The organism is Pseudomonas sp. EA_5y_Pfl2_R50 (assembly GCF_963970475.1).
GTDB lineage: Bacteria > Pseudomonadota > Gammaproteobacteria > Pseudomonadales > Pseudomonadaceae > Aquipseudomonas.
In genome coordinates, this window is record NZ_CAXAPT010000014.1 from 48,017 (window position 1) to 63,795 (window position 15,779).

Sequence of the window (15,779 nt, forward strand, 5' to 3'; positions counted from 1 at the left end):
TGGCAACGATCAGGTCGCGACAGCGTTGTGTGTTCTGTCAGCCGAGGATTTCGCGCAGGCGATACCAGAACATGCCCAGTGCCAAGAGCGGCGAGCGCAGTGCCGGGCCGCCAGGAAAGGTCATGTGCGGCACGCCGCTGAACACGTCCATGCCTTGGCTGTGACCGGCATGAATCGCTTCGCCCAGCAACTTCGCGCACCAGTGCGTGACGTTCAGGCCGTGACCGGAATAGCCCTGGGCGTAGAACACGTTCGGATGCTGCTTGAGTCGCCCGACCTGCGGGAAGCGGTTGGCGGTGATGCCGATCTTGCCGCCCCACTGGTAATCGATGCGAACGTCCGCCAGTTGCGCAAAGACTTTGAGCATCTTCGGCCGCATATAGGCGGCGATGTCCGCCGGATCACGTCCGGAATAGTGGCAGGCACCGCCGAACAGCAGACGCCGGTCCGCCGAGAGCCGGTAGTAATCGAGGCCGACTTTCTGGTCACACAGGGCCAGATTGTGGGGGATCAGTTGCGCGGCGCGTTCTTCGGACAGCGGCTCGGTGGCGATGATATAGCTGCCGGCCGGCAGCACTTTGCCGCTCAATTGCTGCTCGAGTTCATCCAGATGCGCGTTGCACCCCAGCACAAGGCTGCCGGCACGCACGGTGCCGCTGGCGCAGCGCACCTGCACCGTGGCGCCATGGATGATTTCCAGCACCGGGCTCTGCTCGAAAATGCGCACACCCAGAGAGGCCGCCAAGCGTGCTTCACCCTGCACCAGATCCAGTGGATGCAGATGGCCGGAGCCCATGTCGATCAGGCCGCCGGCATACCCGGCAGCGTTGACCACTTGCTGGCGAATCTGCTCAGCCTCGACCAGGCGCGTCTTATGGGCGTAACCGAGTTCGGCGAGTTCGACTTGCTCAGCCTTGAAGGCTTCGAATTGCGCCGGGGTGTTGGCCAGTTCGCAGAAGCCCCAGCGCAGGTCGCATTCAATGTTGTTGTCGCCGATGCGCTGGCGCACCAGTTCAACCGAATCAATGCCGGCGTGCTGCAAATAACGCACGCCGTCCTGACCAACATACCTGGCGAAGCCTTCGACTTCATGGCCGATGCCGCGAATCAACTGGCCACCGTTGCGCCCGCTGGCGCCCCAACCGATGCGCCGCGCTTCGATCAGGATCACCGAGAGCCCGCGCTGCGCCAGTTCGATGGCGGTATTGACCCCGGTGAATCCGCCGCCGATCACGCAAACATCGGCGGTCAAGTCACCGTCCAGCAGCGGATAGGCTGTGCTCGCCCGAGCCGAAGCGGCGTAGTAGGAGCGGGCGTGCTCCTGAGTGTGTTGATTCATTTGTTCGACTTCACTTTGCTCCAGGACCGGGTCATCAGACGCATGATGGCCTGGGGCGGGGTAGAGGAGATGTAGAGTTTGTCCAGCACGGCCTGAGAAGGATAAACCTCAGGGTTGTTGACCAGTTCCTGATCCATGTACTGCTTGGCGGCCGGGTTCGGGTTGGCATAACCGACCGACGCGCTGACCTTGGCGATCACTTGCGGATCGAGCAGGTAATTGATGAAGGCGTGGGCTTCCTTGGGGTTGCCGGCGTCAGCCGGGATGGCCAGCAGGTCGAACCAGAGATTGGCACCTTCCTTCGGAATGGTGTAGGCGATGTTTACACCGTTTTTGGCTTCCTTGGCCCGGTTGGCGGCCTGGAACACGTCGCCGGAGTAACCGAAGGCCACGCAGATGTCGCCGTTGGCCAGGTCGGACACGTATTTCGAAGAATGGAAATAGGTGATGTACGGACGGATACTCAGCAGTTTCGCTTCAGCCTTTTTATAGTCTTCAGGGTTTTCGCTGCGCGGGTCCATGCCCATGTAATTGAGCACGGCGGGGAAGACTTCGTCGGCGGAATCCATCATCGATACGCCGCACTGGGTGAGTTTCTTCAGGTTTTCAGGCTCGAACAGCACGGCCCAGGAATCGATGTGATCGATGCCCAGCACTTGCTTGACCTTGTCGACGTTGTAGCCAATGCCGTTGGTACCCCACAGGTACGGCACCGAATGTGCGTTACCCGGGTCGTTCTTCTCCAGCAACTCAAGCAGTTTCGGATCAAGGTTCTTGAAGTTCGGCAGTTGTTCGCGATCCAGTTTGAGGAACGCGCCGGCCTTCACCTGACGGGCGAGGAAGTGGTTGGAGGGTACGACCACGTCATAACCGGTGCGACCGGCAAGGAGCTTGCCTTCGAGGGTTTCGTTGGAGTCGAAAACGTCGTAGATCACCTTGATCCCGGTTTGGGTCTGGAAGTCGGCGAGGGTGGTTTCGCCGATGTAGTCGGTCCAATTGTAAACGCTGACCTGGGGTTGGGCGTTTGCTACGGCGCTGCACATCAGGGCCAGAGCGGCGGGAATCATGGTTTTCAACAGACGCATTTCAACACCTCTTAAATTGTTGGATTTTTCAGGTGGTTCGCTAATCCCTGGTGGGAGCAAGCCCCCTCCCACCGGGATGGTGCAGACTCGGGTTAGACGCTCAGCATCAGGAACTCACGCTCCCACGAGCTGATCACGCGCTTGAAGTTTTCATGCTCGGCGCGTTTCACCGCGACATAGCCACGGACGAATTTGTCGCCCAGGTATTGCGCGACGGTTTCGCATTCTTCCATTTGCGTCAGCGCCTCCTCGATGGTGATCGGCAGGCGCAGGTTGCGGCGTTCGTAGGCGCGGCCCTGTACGGCGGTGCTCGGAGCGATGCCTTCGACCATGCCGATGTAACCGCAAAGCAGGCTTGCCGCGATGGCCAGATACGGGTTGGCGTCGGCGCCCGGCAGACGGTTTTCCACGCGCATCGCTTCCGGGCTGGAGGTCGGCACACGCAGGCCGACGGTGCGGTTTTCTTCGCCCCATTCAACGTTGACCGGTGCGGAGGTGTCCGGCAGGAAGCGGCGGAACGAGTTGACGTTCGGCGCGAACATCGGCAACACCTTCGGGATGTACTTCTGCAATCCACCGATGTAATGCAGGAACAGCTCGCTCATTTGCCCGTCTTCACCGGCAAAGACTGGCTTGCCGGTGGCGATGTCCACCACGCTCTGGTGAATGTGCATGGCGCTGCCCGGCTCATCGCCAATCGGCTTGGCCATAAAGGTTGCGGCGACGTTGTGCTTGAGTGCGGCCTCACGCATGGTGCGTTTGAACACGGTGATCTGGTCAGCCAGGTCCAGCGCATCGCCGTGACGGAAGTTGATTTCCATCTGCGCCGGGCCGTCTTCGTGGATCAGCGTGTCGAGGTCCAGACCTTGCAGTTCACACCAGTCGTAGACGTCTTCGAACAGCGGGTCGAATTCGTTGGCGGCATCGATGGAGAACGACTGCCGGCCACTTTCTGCGCGGCCCGAGCGGCCCAGCGGCGCCTTCAATGGCAAGTCCGGGTCTTCGCAGCGTTGGGTCAGGTAGAACTCCATTTCCGGCGCGACAATCGGCTTCCAGCCTTTGTCGGTGTACAGCTGCAGGACTTTCTTCAGCACGTTGCGCGGCGACAGTTCAATCGGGTTGCCGAACTTGTCGAAGGTGTCGTGGATGACGATGGCGGTCGGCTCGATTGCCCATGGAATCACATAGACCGCATCGGCGACGGGCTTGCAGACCATGTCGATGTCGGCCGGGTCAAGCAGGTCGTAGTAGATGTCGTCGTCGACAAAATCCCCGGTTACCGTTTGCAGCAGCACACTTTCCGGCAGGCGCATGCCTCGCTCATGCAGGAACTTGTTGGTCGGTGCGATCTTGCCGCGAGCGATGCCGGTCAGGTCGCTGACCACACATTCCACTTCGGTAATCTTGTGATCTTTCAGCCATGTGAACAGCTGATCGAAAGGGGCATTCATAAAGACCTCGTTATTGGTTTTATAGACGCCGGGGAGGGCGGGTTTCATCTTCCGCCCCTTCCCCTGTGGCGCGTTGACGACTATCTTGGGCGAGCCCTGCGGTTCCATCTATCCACTTTAAGCAGCACCAAAGCGCACCAAAAGAGTGCGCAAGGTCACCCCATGACAACGTGCAATCCGCTACACGTCCAAGCGTTCAACACCGCCGATGTCGCCGAGCAAGTCCGTGCCACACCGGGCTGGGTCCAGCATTACCAACAGATGTCTCCAGGCCATTTCGCCGGGCAGATCCGCTATCTGGATCTGCAGGGTGTCGAGGTCTATGAAGAGCAGATGAACACCCGCGTCGAGCAGAATTTCAGCGCGCCGTCGGGCGCTTTGGCGTTCTGTTTTGATCGCAGCGACAACGCGCTGTATCTGCTCAATGAAGAGAGCCGCAACATCTGGATCACCCCGGAGAATTACCAGGAAATTGCGGTGGTGTTCGGTCCCGAATTTGTCCGTCAGCATGGTCTGGATGTGGCAAAACTCGAGGGTTTGTTCATGACCCAGCTCAACTGCGGACAGAACGCCTTGTTCAGCCGCTGGTTAAGCTCGACTCTCACGAAGTTGTCGCAAGCTATTGATCCACTTGATAAAGACAGTCTGACAAAACAGCTGTTGGATGATTGTCTGTTCATCCTCGACAACGCCCGCGTGTGCCTGGACGTTGGCGGATTGCAGCGACGCACGGAAGAGAGAACCATCATGAAACGTGTCGGCGAATGGGCGGCTGATTCGCCGGAGGACACGGTCAATCTGCTGGAGCTGTCGCAAGTCGCCGGCGTGTCGTTGCGTCAGTTGCAACAAGCGTTCAAGGCTTACACCGGCATGACGCCCAGCCACTGGCTGCGCCTGCGGCGGCTGAACAGCGCCCACCGTGAATTGCTCAAGCGCAGGCCCACGGAAACCACCGTCGCCGAGGTGGCGATGCGCTGGTCGTTCTGGCACCTGGGGCGGTTTTCCAGTAGCTATCGGACGCTGTTCAAGGAGTTGCCGAGCGAGACGCTGAAGCGTTCACGAATCGGCTAACGAAGAATCAGGTGTTGTGTGGGGCCGGGCGCACATTCGCGGCCATTTCGACCACGTGCTGGATGAGCGCCATTTGCTCTTGGCAATCGACCATTTTGCGACGTCCTACGGTCTCGATACGCCCGGCACATCCATATTGATCTTGCGCCAGCAAGCTTCAGAGAAACTGTAAACCGAGAACGCAATCAGTCCCGCGGCCATCACCATCAACATCAGCCATCCCGCCGGCAGATTCTGGAGGGCGTCGAGGGCCTCCTTCATGCCCGGTGGATTCATGGCTTGATACGTGGAACCGCTGATGGCCAGCAGCAATGCAATTTCCATGAACACGACGCCACGGGCGATCAGGCCGAACCGGGACACCGGGCGGACGTACTGCATGACCTCTTCGTCGGCCTCGAAATATTTCTCGAAGGACGCCTTCCACCCTTTGATGATGTGAGCGATTCCGACACCCAGCGGAATGAGCGCGATCAGGTACACCAACATATTCGAGTATTCCCAGGACAAGAGATGGGCCAGCCAGTCTTTGGTCTGCCCGCCGGAATTGCCCGAGCTTCTGATACCGCTTACGAGCAAGCCCAGTGCAAAGAATGCCAGAGCGCCATTGACCAGGCCGCCGGCAAACAGACCAGCGCGAATCACCAGACCTTTGAGATGCTTGCCGTGATGGTCGACATCGCGGGTCGCTTGCAGGAAACGCCACGCCGCGAAAGCGAGCAGACCGGCCACCACAAGCCCCACCAGAAAATAGCCAAATGGCTGAGCCAGCAAGGCTTCGAGGCTCCTGTGGCTGTCCTTGGGTTTTGTCGAATCATGGGCTGCCAGCAATGCGAAAATCCCGATGATCAGATAAAGCACTCCTCGAGCGGCGTAGCCTCCCCGAGCGAGTATGACAAGGCTGCGTTGCGCGGACATTGGATCGATTCCCGAGAGTGATGCAACAGCAGACCCCTCTCACCGGGAGGGGTTCTATTAACCGAAGGGAAAACTGCCGGGCACAGCGCGCGCGCCCCTAATGTCGTGCCGATAGCCACTCGGTGAGGGCTATCGGACTTCCCCGCTCACACACGCAGGTTTGATCAATCATGAAGAGCGAACAGCTAGAAGGCGTCGCTGTGTCGATACTCGCGAAACCGTCGCGAGACGAGCTTTTTTACAACGAAAACGTGGTCCCACGGGTGTTTACGAACAGCGAATAGATCGAGTGACTGCCGGCCATGAACAACCGATTTCCTTCCCGTCCTCCGAAGCACACGTTCGGGCAACGCTCTGGCAACGAAATGTGCCCGATGGCCTTGCCTTGCGGATTGAAAACGCGCACGCCGTCGAGTTTTTCCAGATCGGCCCTAGGGTCACCATTGCCGCCCCAGCCGCACCACAGATTGCCTGCTTCGTCGCATTTGATGCCGTCGATCGCTGCATAATCCAGCCCTTCGATGTGCTTGCGGCGTTCGCCGAGTGTGCCGTCGTCCTTCACGGCAATCGCCCAGATCAGGCGATTGGGTTTGGCGCGACCTTCCACGACGTACAGGGTTTTTTCATCGGGAGAAAAGCACAGGCCGTTGGGACCGTTGAGGTCGTCGATGACCCGGGTGACTTTTTGGCTCTCGCCGTCGATGCGGTATACGGCGTGGGGTTGGGATGGGGTGATTTTGTGGCCTTCGTAATTGTTGCCGGTCTGGAAGGGCGGGTCGGTGAACCAGAGTGATCCGTCACGTTTGCAGACGATGTCATTGGGCGAGTTGAAGGGTTTGCCGTCGAAGCTCTCGGCCAGCACGGTGATCGTGCCGTTGGATTCAGTGCGCGTGATGCGACGGCCTTCGCGGGTGGTGGTGGAGCCTTCGCACACGATCAGGCGACCCTGGCGATCCCTGCACATGCCGTTGGAAAAGTTCGAGTGTTCGCGGTACACGGTGAAGGCGTCGGTGATTTCGTCCCAGCGCATGATGCGGTTATTGGGGATGTCGCTGACCAGCAGATAGCGGCCATCACCGATCCAGACCGGTCCTTCGGCCCAACGCATGCCGGTGGCGAGCTTTTCAACACTGGCATTGAAAACTCGCAGCTCGAGGAAGCTGTCGTCGAGGATGTGTATGAGTGGGTCAGGGTAGCGCTGGCTCAAGGGCTCGGCGGCCTCGGAGATCCGGGTCAGCGCGGTGCTGCCGACGGTGGCGAGCGTGGCGGAAACAGCGAGGGACTTTTTCAGGAAGCTGCGGCGGGTATTGCCTTGCGCCCGGTCGAGGCTTTCAGGCTTGGCGGACAGGGATGAGTCCATGTAGCAATCTCCGTGGTTTTATTTTTGTTGGGGGAGACGTAGTAAAGCATCGTGGTAAGACATCGTACAAGTTATTCGTTGCGCATCCGCCATCGTGCGTACACAGCGGTGAATCCGGTGAATATTTCCTCAATTGCAAATAACCTGGTGCTTGAGAAGAGGTTCTCATGCAACGTTTCATGACTGCTTGTATCCTTGCTCGCGGCAAGCGCCTGAGTCGGCAGCCGTAGAGGCGGTCATGAGTCGCTGCAACGGAAAACCGGACTTTCCCAAAGGTAGCAATGTGAAGCGTGATACTCATCTGGTTGTGCTTTTGTTGTGGGTGATCGGTTGTTCCCTCGCGTCATTGACGGTGTGGAAAGTATTGGCTTCTCGAGAGCGCGCACTGGAGGACGTCAACGTCCATGGCTTGAACCTGACCCAGGCCTTGGTGACTTACTCCGAAGGTATCGTTCGCCAGAGTTCATTGCTGTTGCTCGGCCTCGTCGAACGTCTGGAAACCGAGGGCAGTGGCCCCGCGCAGATTGAGCGGCTGAGCGCCTTGGTCAAGCGCCAGGAACCGTTGATGCCGCAGCTCAGCGGCATCACCATCTACGATACTCAGGGACGCTGGCTGATGTCGTCCAACCGGCCGATTCCGGCCGGGGCGCACAACAGTGATCGCGCCTATTTCATCCATCATCGCGATAACCCTTCCCGCGAGACGTTCATCGGCCCGCCGATTCAGAGCCGCTCCAATCAAGAGTGGGTGATTACGCTCAGCCGCCGCTTCAACGACGCTCGCGGCGAGTTTGCCGGCGTGGTGGCGGTGACACTGGGGGTGGAAAACTTCCTGCGCCTGTTTGGCAAGCTCGATGTCGGGCAGGAGGGCGCCATCGGCTTGTCCTATACCGATGGCACGTTGCTGGTTCGCTACCCATTTCGCGAGCAGGACATGGGGCGCAACTTTTCCAAGTCGCCCATCTATGCGAAGTATCTGGTCGATCACTCAGTCGGCACCGCGTCGTTTACCTCTAGCCTGGACGGCATTGAGCGGCTGTACGCCTTCCGCAAGAGTGATCGGCTGCCGTTGATCACCACTGTCGCTCTTGGCAAGCGCGAAGCACTGGCCGCGTGGCGCATGGAGGCGTGGCTCTCGGCCGTGGTGGTGGCCGGGCTGCTCGGGCTGACCAGTCTGATCGGCTGGTTTCTGATTCTGGATATCCGCCGCCGTACCCAGGCCGAGGACCAGTTGCGCGGTACGCAGCAGCAACTGCTCTCATCCAATCGTCAGCTTGAGTTGCTGGCAATGAAGGATTCTCTGACCGGTCTGGCCAATCGGCGCTGCTTCGACGAAAGCCTCGCCATGGAAGCCCGACGGGCACAACGCGACGGCAGCACGCTGGCATTGCTGATGATCGATATCGACTACTTCAAGCTATTCAATGACTCCTTCGGGCATGTCGCCGGCGATGCTTGCTTGCAGACCGTTGGCCGCGTGCTGCAGGACTGTGTGCGACGTCCCTCAGACCTGCTGGCGCGCTACGGTGGCGAGGAGATGGGCGTCATCATGCCGGACACCGACACTGACGGCGCCGCGGTGGTGGCGCAACTCATCCTCGACCGCCTGAAGCAACAGAACATCGCGCATGGTGCCAGCCCGTTCGGGCGCCTGAGCGTGAGTATTGGCATCGCGATGGCAGCAGGCGCGCAACTGGATGACTTGCCGGGATTGATCGAAGCGGCGGATCAGGCGTTGTACAACGCCAAGGCGCAAGGGCGTAACCAGTTTGTAAGGGCTGAATCGGCCGCAGTTTTTACGTTTGCAAAATAAGGGGCGTGAAGCACTGTCAACCTCTGGCAGCACGCTTCAGACGGTCAGGTTTTCCGGTGCCACGACCCACACGCTGCAAGGCATTTTGTACAACAGATGTTCCACCGTACTGCCGACCAGACGGCCTATCCCTCGATGGACAACACGGCCCATGACGATCACATCGATGTCGTAAGCATCGGCATAGCTCGAAAGCACCTTGGCGGGATCTCCCATAATCATGTGCTGGTTTTCTGCCGGGATGTTGTTGCGCGCAGCCAGCGCCTGGAAGGCTTCGCCTTGGGCGTCAAACAACTTCTTCGCGGCGCTGGAGGAAAAGAACGCTGAGGCATTGTCAAAGCCGAATTCGGCGGCACTGAGGGACGACAGGTCATGGGCGTAGATCACGTCAAGTTCGGCGTTGCACGTGCTCGCCAGTCTTGCCGCTTCGCGCAGAATCCGGTCGTTGAGTCCCTCGTACTGGCCATCGCGATGGAAGGGATCGACGGCGGCGACGATCCGGCGCGGCAGGGCACGGTGTGTATGACTGACAAAATGCAGCGGCACCGGGCATTCACGTAGCAAGTGGATGTCCAGTGGCGTGAACATAAGGCGTGATAGCAACGACTCGTGCTCCAGTGCCTTGATCAACGCTGCCATCGGCTGCTCTCGCAGGTGGATGAGGATTTCCTGCAAGGGCCGTTCGACCCACACCACTTCTGTAGTGACAGGTACGCCGATCTTACGCAGTGGCCGGGCCTGGTCTTCGAGCCATTGATGATGGCGCTCGACGTAGCCCACGCGCATCTGTTCCAAGGCCTGTTCGTTGACCAGCCCAGCGGTCGCCAGCCCCTCCAGATAATCGAACGCGACGATGTGCAGTGCAGCATCCGACGCTTTGGCCAGTGCGGCGGCGCGGTCGAAGGCAGGGCTGTTTTCCATCAATGGCGAGACGACCAGCATGAAGCGTGCTTGCTCAGTCATGACAAATCTCCGGTGGTAAGTAGTCGCGTGATCGCCAGCCCCGATGGCTGCTGTGTGCTTGAGCGATGAAAACTACACCTAGACTGCCGCTGTTCAGGGCGCCGGGTTTGATCTTTGTCAAATCGAAGTGAGAGGAGGGTATCTTTCGACGTGCGGTCATCGGGACTTCAGCCCAAGCGCAAATTGTTGACCATTATCAATCTTTCGTCCGTCGCTGCGGCGCAGTCTTTGGGCTCTTGCAGACCTCGGGTTACATACGAAAAGGTGGGTCATCATGGCAACCATGAGAGCGGCTGTTTTTGTCGAGAAGAACCGGATCGTGCTGGAAGACAAGCCTGTTCCTGAGGTCGGTCCTCTGGACGCATTGATCCGTATCACCACCACCACGATTTGCGGCACTGACGTGCATATCCTGCGCGGTGAATATCCTGTGGCCAAAGGCCTGACCATAGGCCACGAGCCGGTGGGCGTTATTGAGCGACTGGGATCGCAGGTGCGCGGATTTGTCGAAGGGCAGCGGGTCATTGCCGGTGCTATCACGCCCAGCGGACAAAGTTACGCGTGCCTGTGTGGCTGCGGTTCACAGGATGGTCCAGAGACCCGCCACGGTTTTCGCGCCATCGGTGGCTGGAAGTTCGGCAACACCATTGACGGCTGTCAGGCCGAGTACGTGCTGGTGCCGGACGCCCTTGCCAATTTATGCCCCATTCCCGATGGGCTCAGTGATGAGCAGGTGCTGATGTGCCCGGACATCATGTCCACCGGGTTTTCCGGGGCTGAGCGAGGGGAGGTGACCATTGGCGATACCGTTGCCGTGTTTGCCTTGGGCCCCATCGGGCTTTGCGCGGTCGCAGGGGCGCGGCTCAAGGGCGCGACAACGATCATTGGCGTGGATGCCGTGGCCGAACGGATGAGTGTCGCGCGACGGCTGGGCGCGACCCATGTCGTCAACTTCAAGGAGGGCAACGTGGTCGAGCACATCATGGCGCTGACCGATGGCCGTGGTGTCGATGTTGCCATCGAGGCACTGGGCACCCAGGGCACGTTCGAATCTGCGTTGCGGGTGCTGCGTCCGGGTGGTCGACTCTCGAGCCTGGGCGTTTACTCCAGCGATCTGCGCATTCCCCTGGACGCCTTTGCTGCAGGGTTGGGTGATTACAGCATTGTGACCACCCTGTGCCCGGGCGGGAAGGAGCGCATGCGGCGCTTGATGGCGGTGGTGCAGAGCGCAGGCGTGGACCTGTCGCCACTGGTGACCCACCGTTTCAAACTCGATGATATTGAAGCAGCCTACGAGTTGTTTGCCCACCAGCGGGACGGTGTCATGAAGGTCGCGATCACGCCGTGAGGCTGTGCGCGCTGATTCTCGAAGCAATACGGAGGTTTCCATGATCATTGATATCACGGAGAAACCGGCAAACCGTTGCTGGGTCGTGTGCATGGATGACTTTACAGTGAGCTTCAACAGCCTGGGAGACGCGCAGGCGTTTGTTGGCCTGCTCACGGCACGTATCGAGGCGCCCCATGTCTGGCCTGGTGATGATCGCCTGATAGACAACCCAAGGCGGGCAGTTGACCGCCCAGCCGCTTACGCCGATGGCGAGCGCGTTTTCGCCGACCCTGTGGAGTAACGATGTGGGCCAATGCCGGACGCATTTCAAGCAGACGACACCCCAATGAACGCCGGCATTGGGCTGACAGGCGCGGCGGTGGCGCTGGGGATTGGCATGCTCATCGGCCTGGAACGCGAACGGCACAAGGGGCAGGGCGAGTCCCGCGCCTGTGCGGGTTTACGGACGTTCGCCATTACGGCGTTGCTGGGATATGTGGCGATGCAGGTCGGCGGCGGTTTGCTGGTGGGCATTGTCGCTATCGCTGTGGGATTGCTCGTCACCGTGGCGTACTGGCGAAGCCTGAGCGACGACCCCGGTGTCACCAGCGAAGTGGCGTTGTTAACGGTGTTGGTGCTGGGAGCGTTGTGCGGCACAAACCCTGAGCTGGCGATTGCTGTCGGCGTGGTAATGGCGGGGCTGCTGACTTATCGAGAGAAGCTGCATCACTTTGCCCGCAGCCAATTGACGGATGTGGAGCTAGGCGACGGCCTTATCCTCTTGACGGCTGCGCTGGTGGTGCTGCCGTTGGCACCGGATCGCTTCATCGGTCCCTACGCCGCCATCAATCCGCGCACCATTTGCAGCCTGACCGTATTGCTGATGGCGGTGGGGGCGGTGGGCCATATCGCGGTCAGGACGCTGGGAGCCCGCTACGGATATGCGATCAGCGCCATCGCCTCCGGTTTCGCCTCCAGCACCATGACAATCGCTGCCATGGGCAATCTCGTCGCGCGGCAGCCCGCCAATATCAAGGTTCTGAGCGCAGCCGCGATCCTGTCCAACATGGCCACCGTCACGCAGGTTGGCCTGATACTGGGAGCGGTCGACCCCGGTTTGCTGCGTCATATATGGGGGCCATTGATGTGCGGAGCCGGCGCCACGGCGTTGTATGGGCTGTGCCTGATGTTTCCCACGTCAACGACCGAGGCCAGCCCACCGATCAACGTCGGAGGGGCGTTCAACCTCAAGCTGGCCCTGATCGTCACGTTGACCATGACCAGCATTACCTTTGTTTCCTCATTGATGCTCAGCCATTTCGGCCAGACAGGGGTGATGCTGACGACCATGTTCAGTGGCTTTGCCGATGCGCATGCTTCCACGGCATCGATTGCCACGCTGGCCAAGTCCGGCCAGATATCGTTCGATGCGATTGTCGTTCCAGTGCTGATTGCGGTGAGCAGCAACTCCATCAGTAAATGCGTGGTGGCGTGGGTCAGCGGTGGGCGCCGCTTCGCCGCTTATGTGATGCCTGGCCAGGTGTTGCTGACACTGGCGTTATGGGCAGGCATGGGGGTTTCCTGACGGCTATCGCGCCCCTCACTGACAAAAATCAAATGCGCAAAACCAGCAGCGATCAATCTGTGACGCTACTACTGGACTGAAATGGCCGTGTGCCGAGGTGCTCCATGTCGCAGACTCAACGTTTACTCTTGATCGCCCCTCCAGCCATGACTCGCACCCCGGCCTTTGATCGGGCCGCGGCGTTGGCGCAGGTGATGCAATTGCCAGTGCATATCGTGGCGTTCGATTATTCTCAGGCCTTGGCGGTGGCCGGGTTGTTTGCCCCGGAACAATTCGCGTTGGCCCGGGATGGCTATCTGCAAGCTCATCGCCAATGGCTCGCCGATCAGGCCGGATTGATGAGAAAACATGGCGTGGAGGTCACCAGCGAGGTGGTGTGGGTGCAGCAGCCTTTTGAGGAAATCCTGGACTTCATCAATGAGATGCCGCTGACGCTGATCATCAAGGACGCCCAGGAAGAGTCGGCGTTAAAACGCGTGTTTTTCACTCCGCTGGATTGGCAGTTGCTGCGCGATTGTCCTGTGCCGGTGCACCTGGTGACCACGCCGTTGCACGCCCGGCCTCGTAATGTATTGGCCATTATTGATGTGCTGCGAGATGACAATCAGGACGCTGTGTTCAATGACCAGATTATCGATGCAGCCAAAAAGCTGGCGGCGCTCTGTGATGCCAATCTTGAACTGTTGCATGTGTATGACTGGACGGCGATCTACGCCCAGGACATGGGCTTTGCCGCATTACCGTTGGCCACCGGGATCTATGAAATGTTGGGAACGGCCCAGCATGAAGCCTATGCGGCCATTGCTGAACGCCACGGTGTGCCACCAGAGCGCAGACACTTCATGGAGGGCGCCCCCGTCCCGAATATTTGTGAATTTGTCAGCGAGCACGACATCGATGTCATCGTCATGGGCACGGTGCAGCACAAGGGATTGAGCAAACTGCTGGGCACCACGGCCGAGCAACTCTTGCATCGGGCGCCGTGCAGTGTGCTGGCGATAAAGCCTGGGAGAATGCTGCAATCCTGAGCGGTTGATCGCCCCGTGATGAGCCGTTGGCCGGAACACCGCGGGGCGATTTTTTACAGGTAAAGCCGGTGAATGACTTGGCGGCTGTCGTCGGGGTCATTGTGCGTGTCGAAACCCAGTGCGCTGGCCAGGTCGCGCATCGGCGCATTGCTGGCGGCGTCCACCGAGTACATCTGGTGAAAGCCGTTTTTGCGGGCTGCCTTGATCAGATGTTCCATCAGCAATGTACCCAGCCCCAGATGGGTCCACTCATCGGCCACCGTTACGGCACATTCACACTCATGCTCGCCGGTGGCCGCGTAACGACTGACACCAATCTCGATCAGTTGCCCGTTGTCATGAACCAGGGCGACATAGGCCACACGCTGTTTGTTGTCAGTGTCCATCAACTGATCGAGCATCGCAGCGCCGGGTTCGTTGATCTGCGCGAGAAAACGCATGTGCCGGGATTCGGGAGACAGTCGTTTGATGAAGTCATATTCACGGTCGCGATCCTTTTGCGCCAGTGGCCGGATCAACACGTGGCGACCGTCCTTGAGCGCTTCAATCCAATGTTGCCCAGTGATCGCGCTGTAAGCGGCCGCAGCCCGATCATTGTGGTCTTTGACGGTCAGCATGAGGTATTCCTCCAGTGCAGTTAGCAAGCCGGGAGCGGCAATAAATGGCCGCATGTGATTGCTTTTCTACACCGTTGCCGGGGCCTGGATCTGATCTGGATCAGACAGTTGTGCCTGCAACACTGGTTGACCAGTGCTTGATGTAAATCAAACCGCTCCAGATGAAGGCGCGCAGTCTTCATCCATGCACAGCTGTTGGCCGACTGATGGTTAGCCACACAGAACTGTGCCCGGCAGCACTCTGGCGATAAGGGTCAAGCGCTGACGCCTGACCCACTAGCGGTTTGGGCCTAACTTTTGCGTCACTTGGAGATGGATCATGAGCCAGTATCAACGTCTTTTACTGATCATCAATCCGGCGCTGCGTCATTCCCCGGCCGTGAGTCATGCAGCATCACTGGCCCAGGCCAGCGGCGCCAGTTTGCATGTCGCGGCGCTGATCCCGTCGCTCAAATGGTTATCGCTGCTTGAGGAGGGGGATCGAACACTGGCCCGCGAGCGATACCTGCAGGATCATCGCGGCTGGCTGGAGGCTCAGGCGCAGAACCTGCGTGGTCAGGGCATTGAGGTGACCACGCAGGTCACGTGGGCCGAGGACATGAAGCAAGACATCATCGATCACGTTACGGACATGCAGCCGGACTTGTTGATCAAGGAAATTGACCACGCCTCGGTGCTCAAACGGGCCTTTTTCACGCCGCTGGACTGGCACTTGTTACGCCACTGTCCGGTGCCGGTTTATCTGGTCGGCGGCAGTAGCCAGGGCTTGCCCCGTAAAGTTGTCGCGGCCGTCGAAGTCTCGGACGTCGAGTCGGCTGATGACGAACTTAATGAGCGAATCATCAAGCAGGCTTGCAGTCTTGCCATGCAGTGCAATGCCGAGCTGCATTTGCTTTGCGCCTGCGATATCTCGGCGGCTTTTCTGGCCGGCATGGACGGCCTCACGCTCGCCGACCTGACTAAAGAGCTTCGCAGAGACCTGAAAAAGTCGTTCCTTCGGTTGGCAGAACAGTTCGGTGTGCCCCCGGATCGGCGACATTTCATCGACGGACATCCGGTCAAGGTGCTGAGTGAGTTTGCGGCTGAACACAACGTGGATGTGATCGTGATGGGCAGAGTCCAGTCCCATGGACTGCACAAACTGCTGGGCAGCACGACCGAGCACATTTTGTATCAGGCCCCATGCAGCGTTTTGGCGATTCAATAATCGACTGGCAGG

At 59.2% G+C, this 15,779-nt stretch carries 14 protein-coding genes; 7 read left to right on the forward strand and 7 right to left on the reverse strand.

Translation table 11 applies throughout. The annotated features are described in order from the left end of the window. Positions 1–37 precede the first annotated feature (37 nt). From AACY19_RS22145 to AACY19_RS22155, 3 genes are all read right to left on the reverse strand, one after another. On the reverse strand, positions 38–1,339 hold the full coding sequence (locus tag AACY19_RS22145) for an NAD(P)/FAD-dependent oxidoreductase (protein WP_339453743.1): 1,302 nt from the start codon (positions 1,337–1,339) through the stop codon (positions 38–40). Beyond that, positions 1,336–2,424 carry a polyamine ABC transporter substrate-binding protein gene (locus AACY19_RS22150; protein WP_339453744.1) on the reverse strand — a complete coding sequence of 363 codons (1,089 nt, stop codon included), beginning with the start codon at positions 2,422–2,424 and terminating at the stop codon, positions 1,336–1,338. The genes AACY19_RS22145 and AACY19_RS22150 overlap by 4 nt, the downstream gene beginning before the upstream one ends. Before the next feature lie 92 nt (positions 2,425–2,516). Beyond that, positions 2,517–3,875: a glutamine synthetase family protein gene (locus tag AACY19_RS22155; protein WP_339453745.1), complete on the reverse strand. Its 1,359-nt coding sequence runs from the start codon at positions 3,873–3,875 to the stop codon at positions 2,517–2,519. 162 nt (positions 3,876–4,037) lie between these two features. On the opposite strand from AACY19_RS22155, the gene AACY19_RS22160 reads away from it, so the two are divergent. After that, positions 4,038–4,946, forward strand: coding sequence for a helix-turn-helix domain-containing protein (locus tag AACY19_RS22160; protein ID WP_339453746.1), 909 nt, complete (start codon positions 4,038–4,040; stop codon positions 4,944–4,946). 105 nt (positions 4,947–5,051) lie between these two features. Here AACY19_RS22160 and AACY19_RS22165 read toward each other — a convergent pair whose 3' ends face one another. Then, positions 5,052–5,864: a DUF1206 domain-containing protein gene (locus tag AACY19_RS22165; RefSeq protein WP_339453747.1), complete on the reverse strand. Its 813-nt coding sequence runs from the start codon at positions 5,862–5,864 to the stop codon at positions 5,052–5,054. 238 nt (positions 5,865–6,102) lie between these two features. Next, complete coding sequence (locus AACY19_RS22170; protein ID WP_339453748.1) at positions 6,103–7,224, reverse strand: SMP-30/gluconolactonase/LRE family protein; 1,122 nt, start codon at positions 7,222–7,224, stop codon at positions 6,103–6,105. A gap of 283 nt (positions 7,225–7,507) precedes the next feature. On the opposite strand from AACY19_RS22170, the gene AACY19_RS22175 reads away from it, so the two are divergent. Then, positions 7,508–9,037: a sensor domain-containing diguanylate cyclase gene (locus tag AACY19_RS22175; protein ID WP_339453749.1), complete on the forward strand. Its 1,530-nt coding sequence runs from the start codon at positions 7,508–7,510 to the stop codon at positions 9,035–9,037. Positions 9,038–9,073: 36 nt separating this feature from the next. Here the strand turns inward: AACY19_RS22175 and AACY19_RS22180 are convergent, their stop codons facing one another. Next, positions 9,074–10,000 (reverse strand): universal stress protein, encoded by a 927-nt coding sequence (locus tag AACY19_RS22180; RefSeq protein WP_339453750.1) that lies wholly within the window; start codon positions 9,998–10,000, stop codon positions 9,074–9,076. A gap of 274 nt (positions 10,001–10,274) precedes the next feature. On the opposite strand from AACY19_RS22180, the gene AACY19_RS22185 reads away from it, so the two are divergent. The 4 genes from AACY19_RS22185 (at position 10,275) to AACY19_RS22200 (ending at position 13,943) form a co-directional block, all read left to right on the forward strand. After that, positions 10,275–11,348: an NAD(P)-dependent alcohol dehydrogenase gene (locus tag AACY19_RS22185; RefSeq protein WP_339453751.1), complete on the forward strand. Its 1,074-nt coding sequence runs from the start codon at positions 10,275–10,277 to the stop codon at positions 11,346–11,348. A 40-nt stretch (positions 11,349–11,388) separates the two neighbouring features. After that, positions 11,389–11,631: a hypothetical protein gene (locus tag AACY19_RS22190; RefSeq protein ID WP_339453752.1), complete on the forward strand. Its 243-nt coding sequence runs from the start codon at positions 11,389–11,391 to the stop codon at positions 11,629–11,631. A 45-nt stretch (positions 11,632–11,676) separates the two neighbouring features. Beyond that, positions 11,677–12,915, forward strand: a complete 1,239-nt coding sequence (locus AACY19_RS22195; protein ID WP_339453753.1) for an MgtC/SapB family protein — start codon at positions 11,677–11,679, stop codon at positions 12,913–12,915. Positions 12,916–13,019: 104 nt separating this feature from the next. Continuing rightward, positions 13,020–13,943, forward strand: a complete 924-nt coding sequence (locus tag AACY19_RS22200) for a universal stress protein (protein ID WP_339453754.1) — start codon at positions 13,020–13,022, stop codon at positions 13,941–13,943. 53 nt (positions 13,944–13,996) lie between these two features. Here the strand turns inward: AACY19_RS22200 and AACY19_RS22205 are convergent, their stop codons facing one another. Next, positions 13,997–14,560, reverse strand: a complete 564-nt coding sequence (locus tag AACY19_RS22205) for a GNAT family N-acetyltransferase (protein ID WP_339453755.1) — start codon at positions 14,558–14,560, stop codon at positions 13,997–13,999. 319 nt (positions 14,561–14,879) lie between these two features. Between AACY19_RS22205 and AACY19_RS22210 the strand changes: the two genes are divergently transcribed. Continuing rightward, complete coding sequence (locus tag AACY19_RS22210; RefSeq protein ID WP_339453756.1) at positions 14,880–15,767, forward strand: universal stress protein; 888 nt, start codon at positions 14,880–14,882, stop codon at positions 15,765–15,767. Positions 15,768–15,779: the final 12 nt, after the last annotated feature.

Excerpts from the sequence above, each read along its gene's own strand:
- AACY19_RS22145 (WP_339453743.1), bottom strand. The coding sequence starts at position 1,339 with ATGAATCAACACACTCAGGAGCACGCCCGCTCCTACTACGCCGCTTCG.
- AACY19_RS22150 (WP_339453744.1), bottom strand. The coding sequence starts at position 2,424 with ATGCGTCTGTTGAAAACCATGATTCCCGCCGCTCTGGCCCTGATGTGC.
- AACY19_RS22155 (WP_339453745.1), bottom strand. The coding sequence starts at position 3,875 with ATGAATGCCCCTTTCGATCAGCTGTTCACATGGCTGAAAGATCACAAG.
- AACY19_RS22160 (WP_339453746.1), top strand. The coding sequence starts at position 4,038 with ATGACAACGTGCAATCCGCTACACGTCCAAGCGTTCAACACCGCCGAT.
- AACY19_RS22165 (WP_339453747.1), bottom strand. The coding sequence starts at position 5,864 with ATGTCCGCGCAACGCAGCCTTGTCATACTCGCTCGGGGAGGCTACGCC.
- AACY19_RS22170 (WP_339453748.1), bottom strand. The coding sequence starts at position 7,224 with ATGGACTCATCCCTGTCCGCCAAGCCTGAAAGCCTCGACCGGGCGCAA.
- AACY19_RS22180 (WP_339453750.1), bottom strand. The coding sequence starts at position 10,000 with ATGACTGAGCAAGCACGCTTCATGCTGGTCGTCTCGCCATTGATGGAA.
- AACY19_RS22185 (WP_339453751.1), top strand. The coding sequence starts at position 10,275 with ATGGCAACCATGAGAGCGGCTGTTTTTGTCGAGAAGAACCGGATCGTG.
- AACY19_RS22190 (WP_339453752.1), top strand. The coding sequence starts at position 11,389 with ATGATCATTGATATCACGGAGAAACCGGCAAACCGTTGCTGGGTCGTG.
- AACY19_RS22195 (WP_339453753.1), top strand. The coding sequence starts at position 11,677 with ATGAACGCCGGCATTGGGCTGACAGGCGCGGCGGTGGCGCTGGGGATT.
- AACY19_RS22200 (WP_339453754.1), top strand. The coding sequence starts at position 13,020 with ATGTCGCAGACTCAACGTTTACTCTTGATCGCCCCTCCAGCCATGACT.
- AACY19_RS22205 (WP_339453755.1), bottom strand. The coding sequence starts at position 14,560 with ATGCTGACCGTCAAAGACCACAATGATCGGGCTGCGGCCGCTTACAGC.
- AACY19_RS22210 (WP_339453756.1), top strand. The coding sequence starts at position 14,880 with ATGAGCCAGTATCAACGTCTTTTACTGATCATCAATCCGGCGCTGCGT.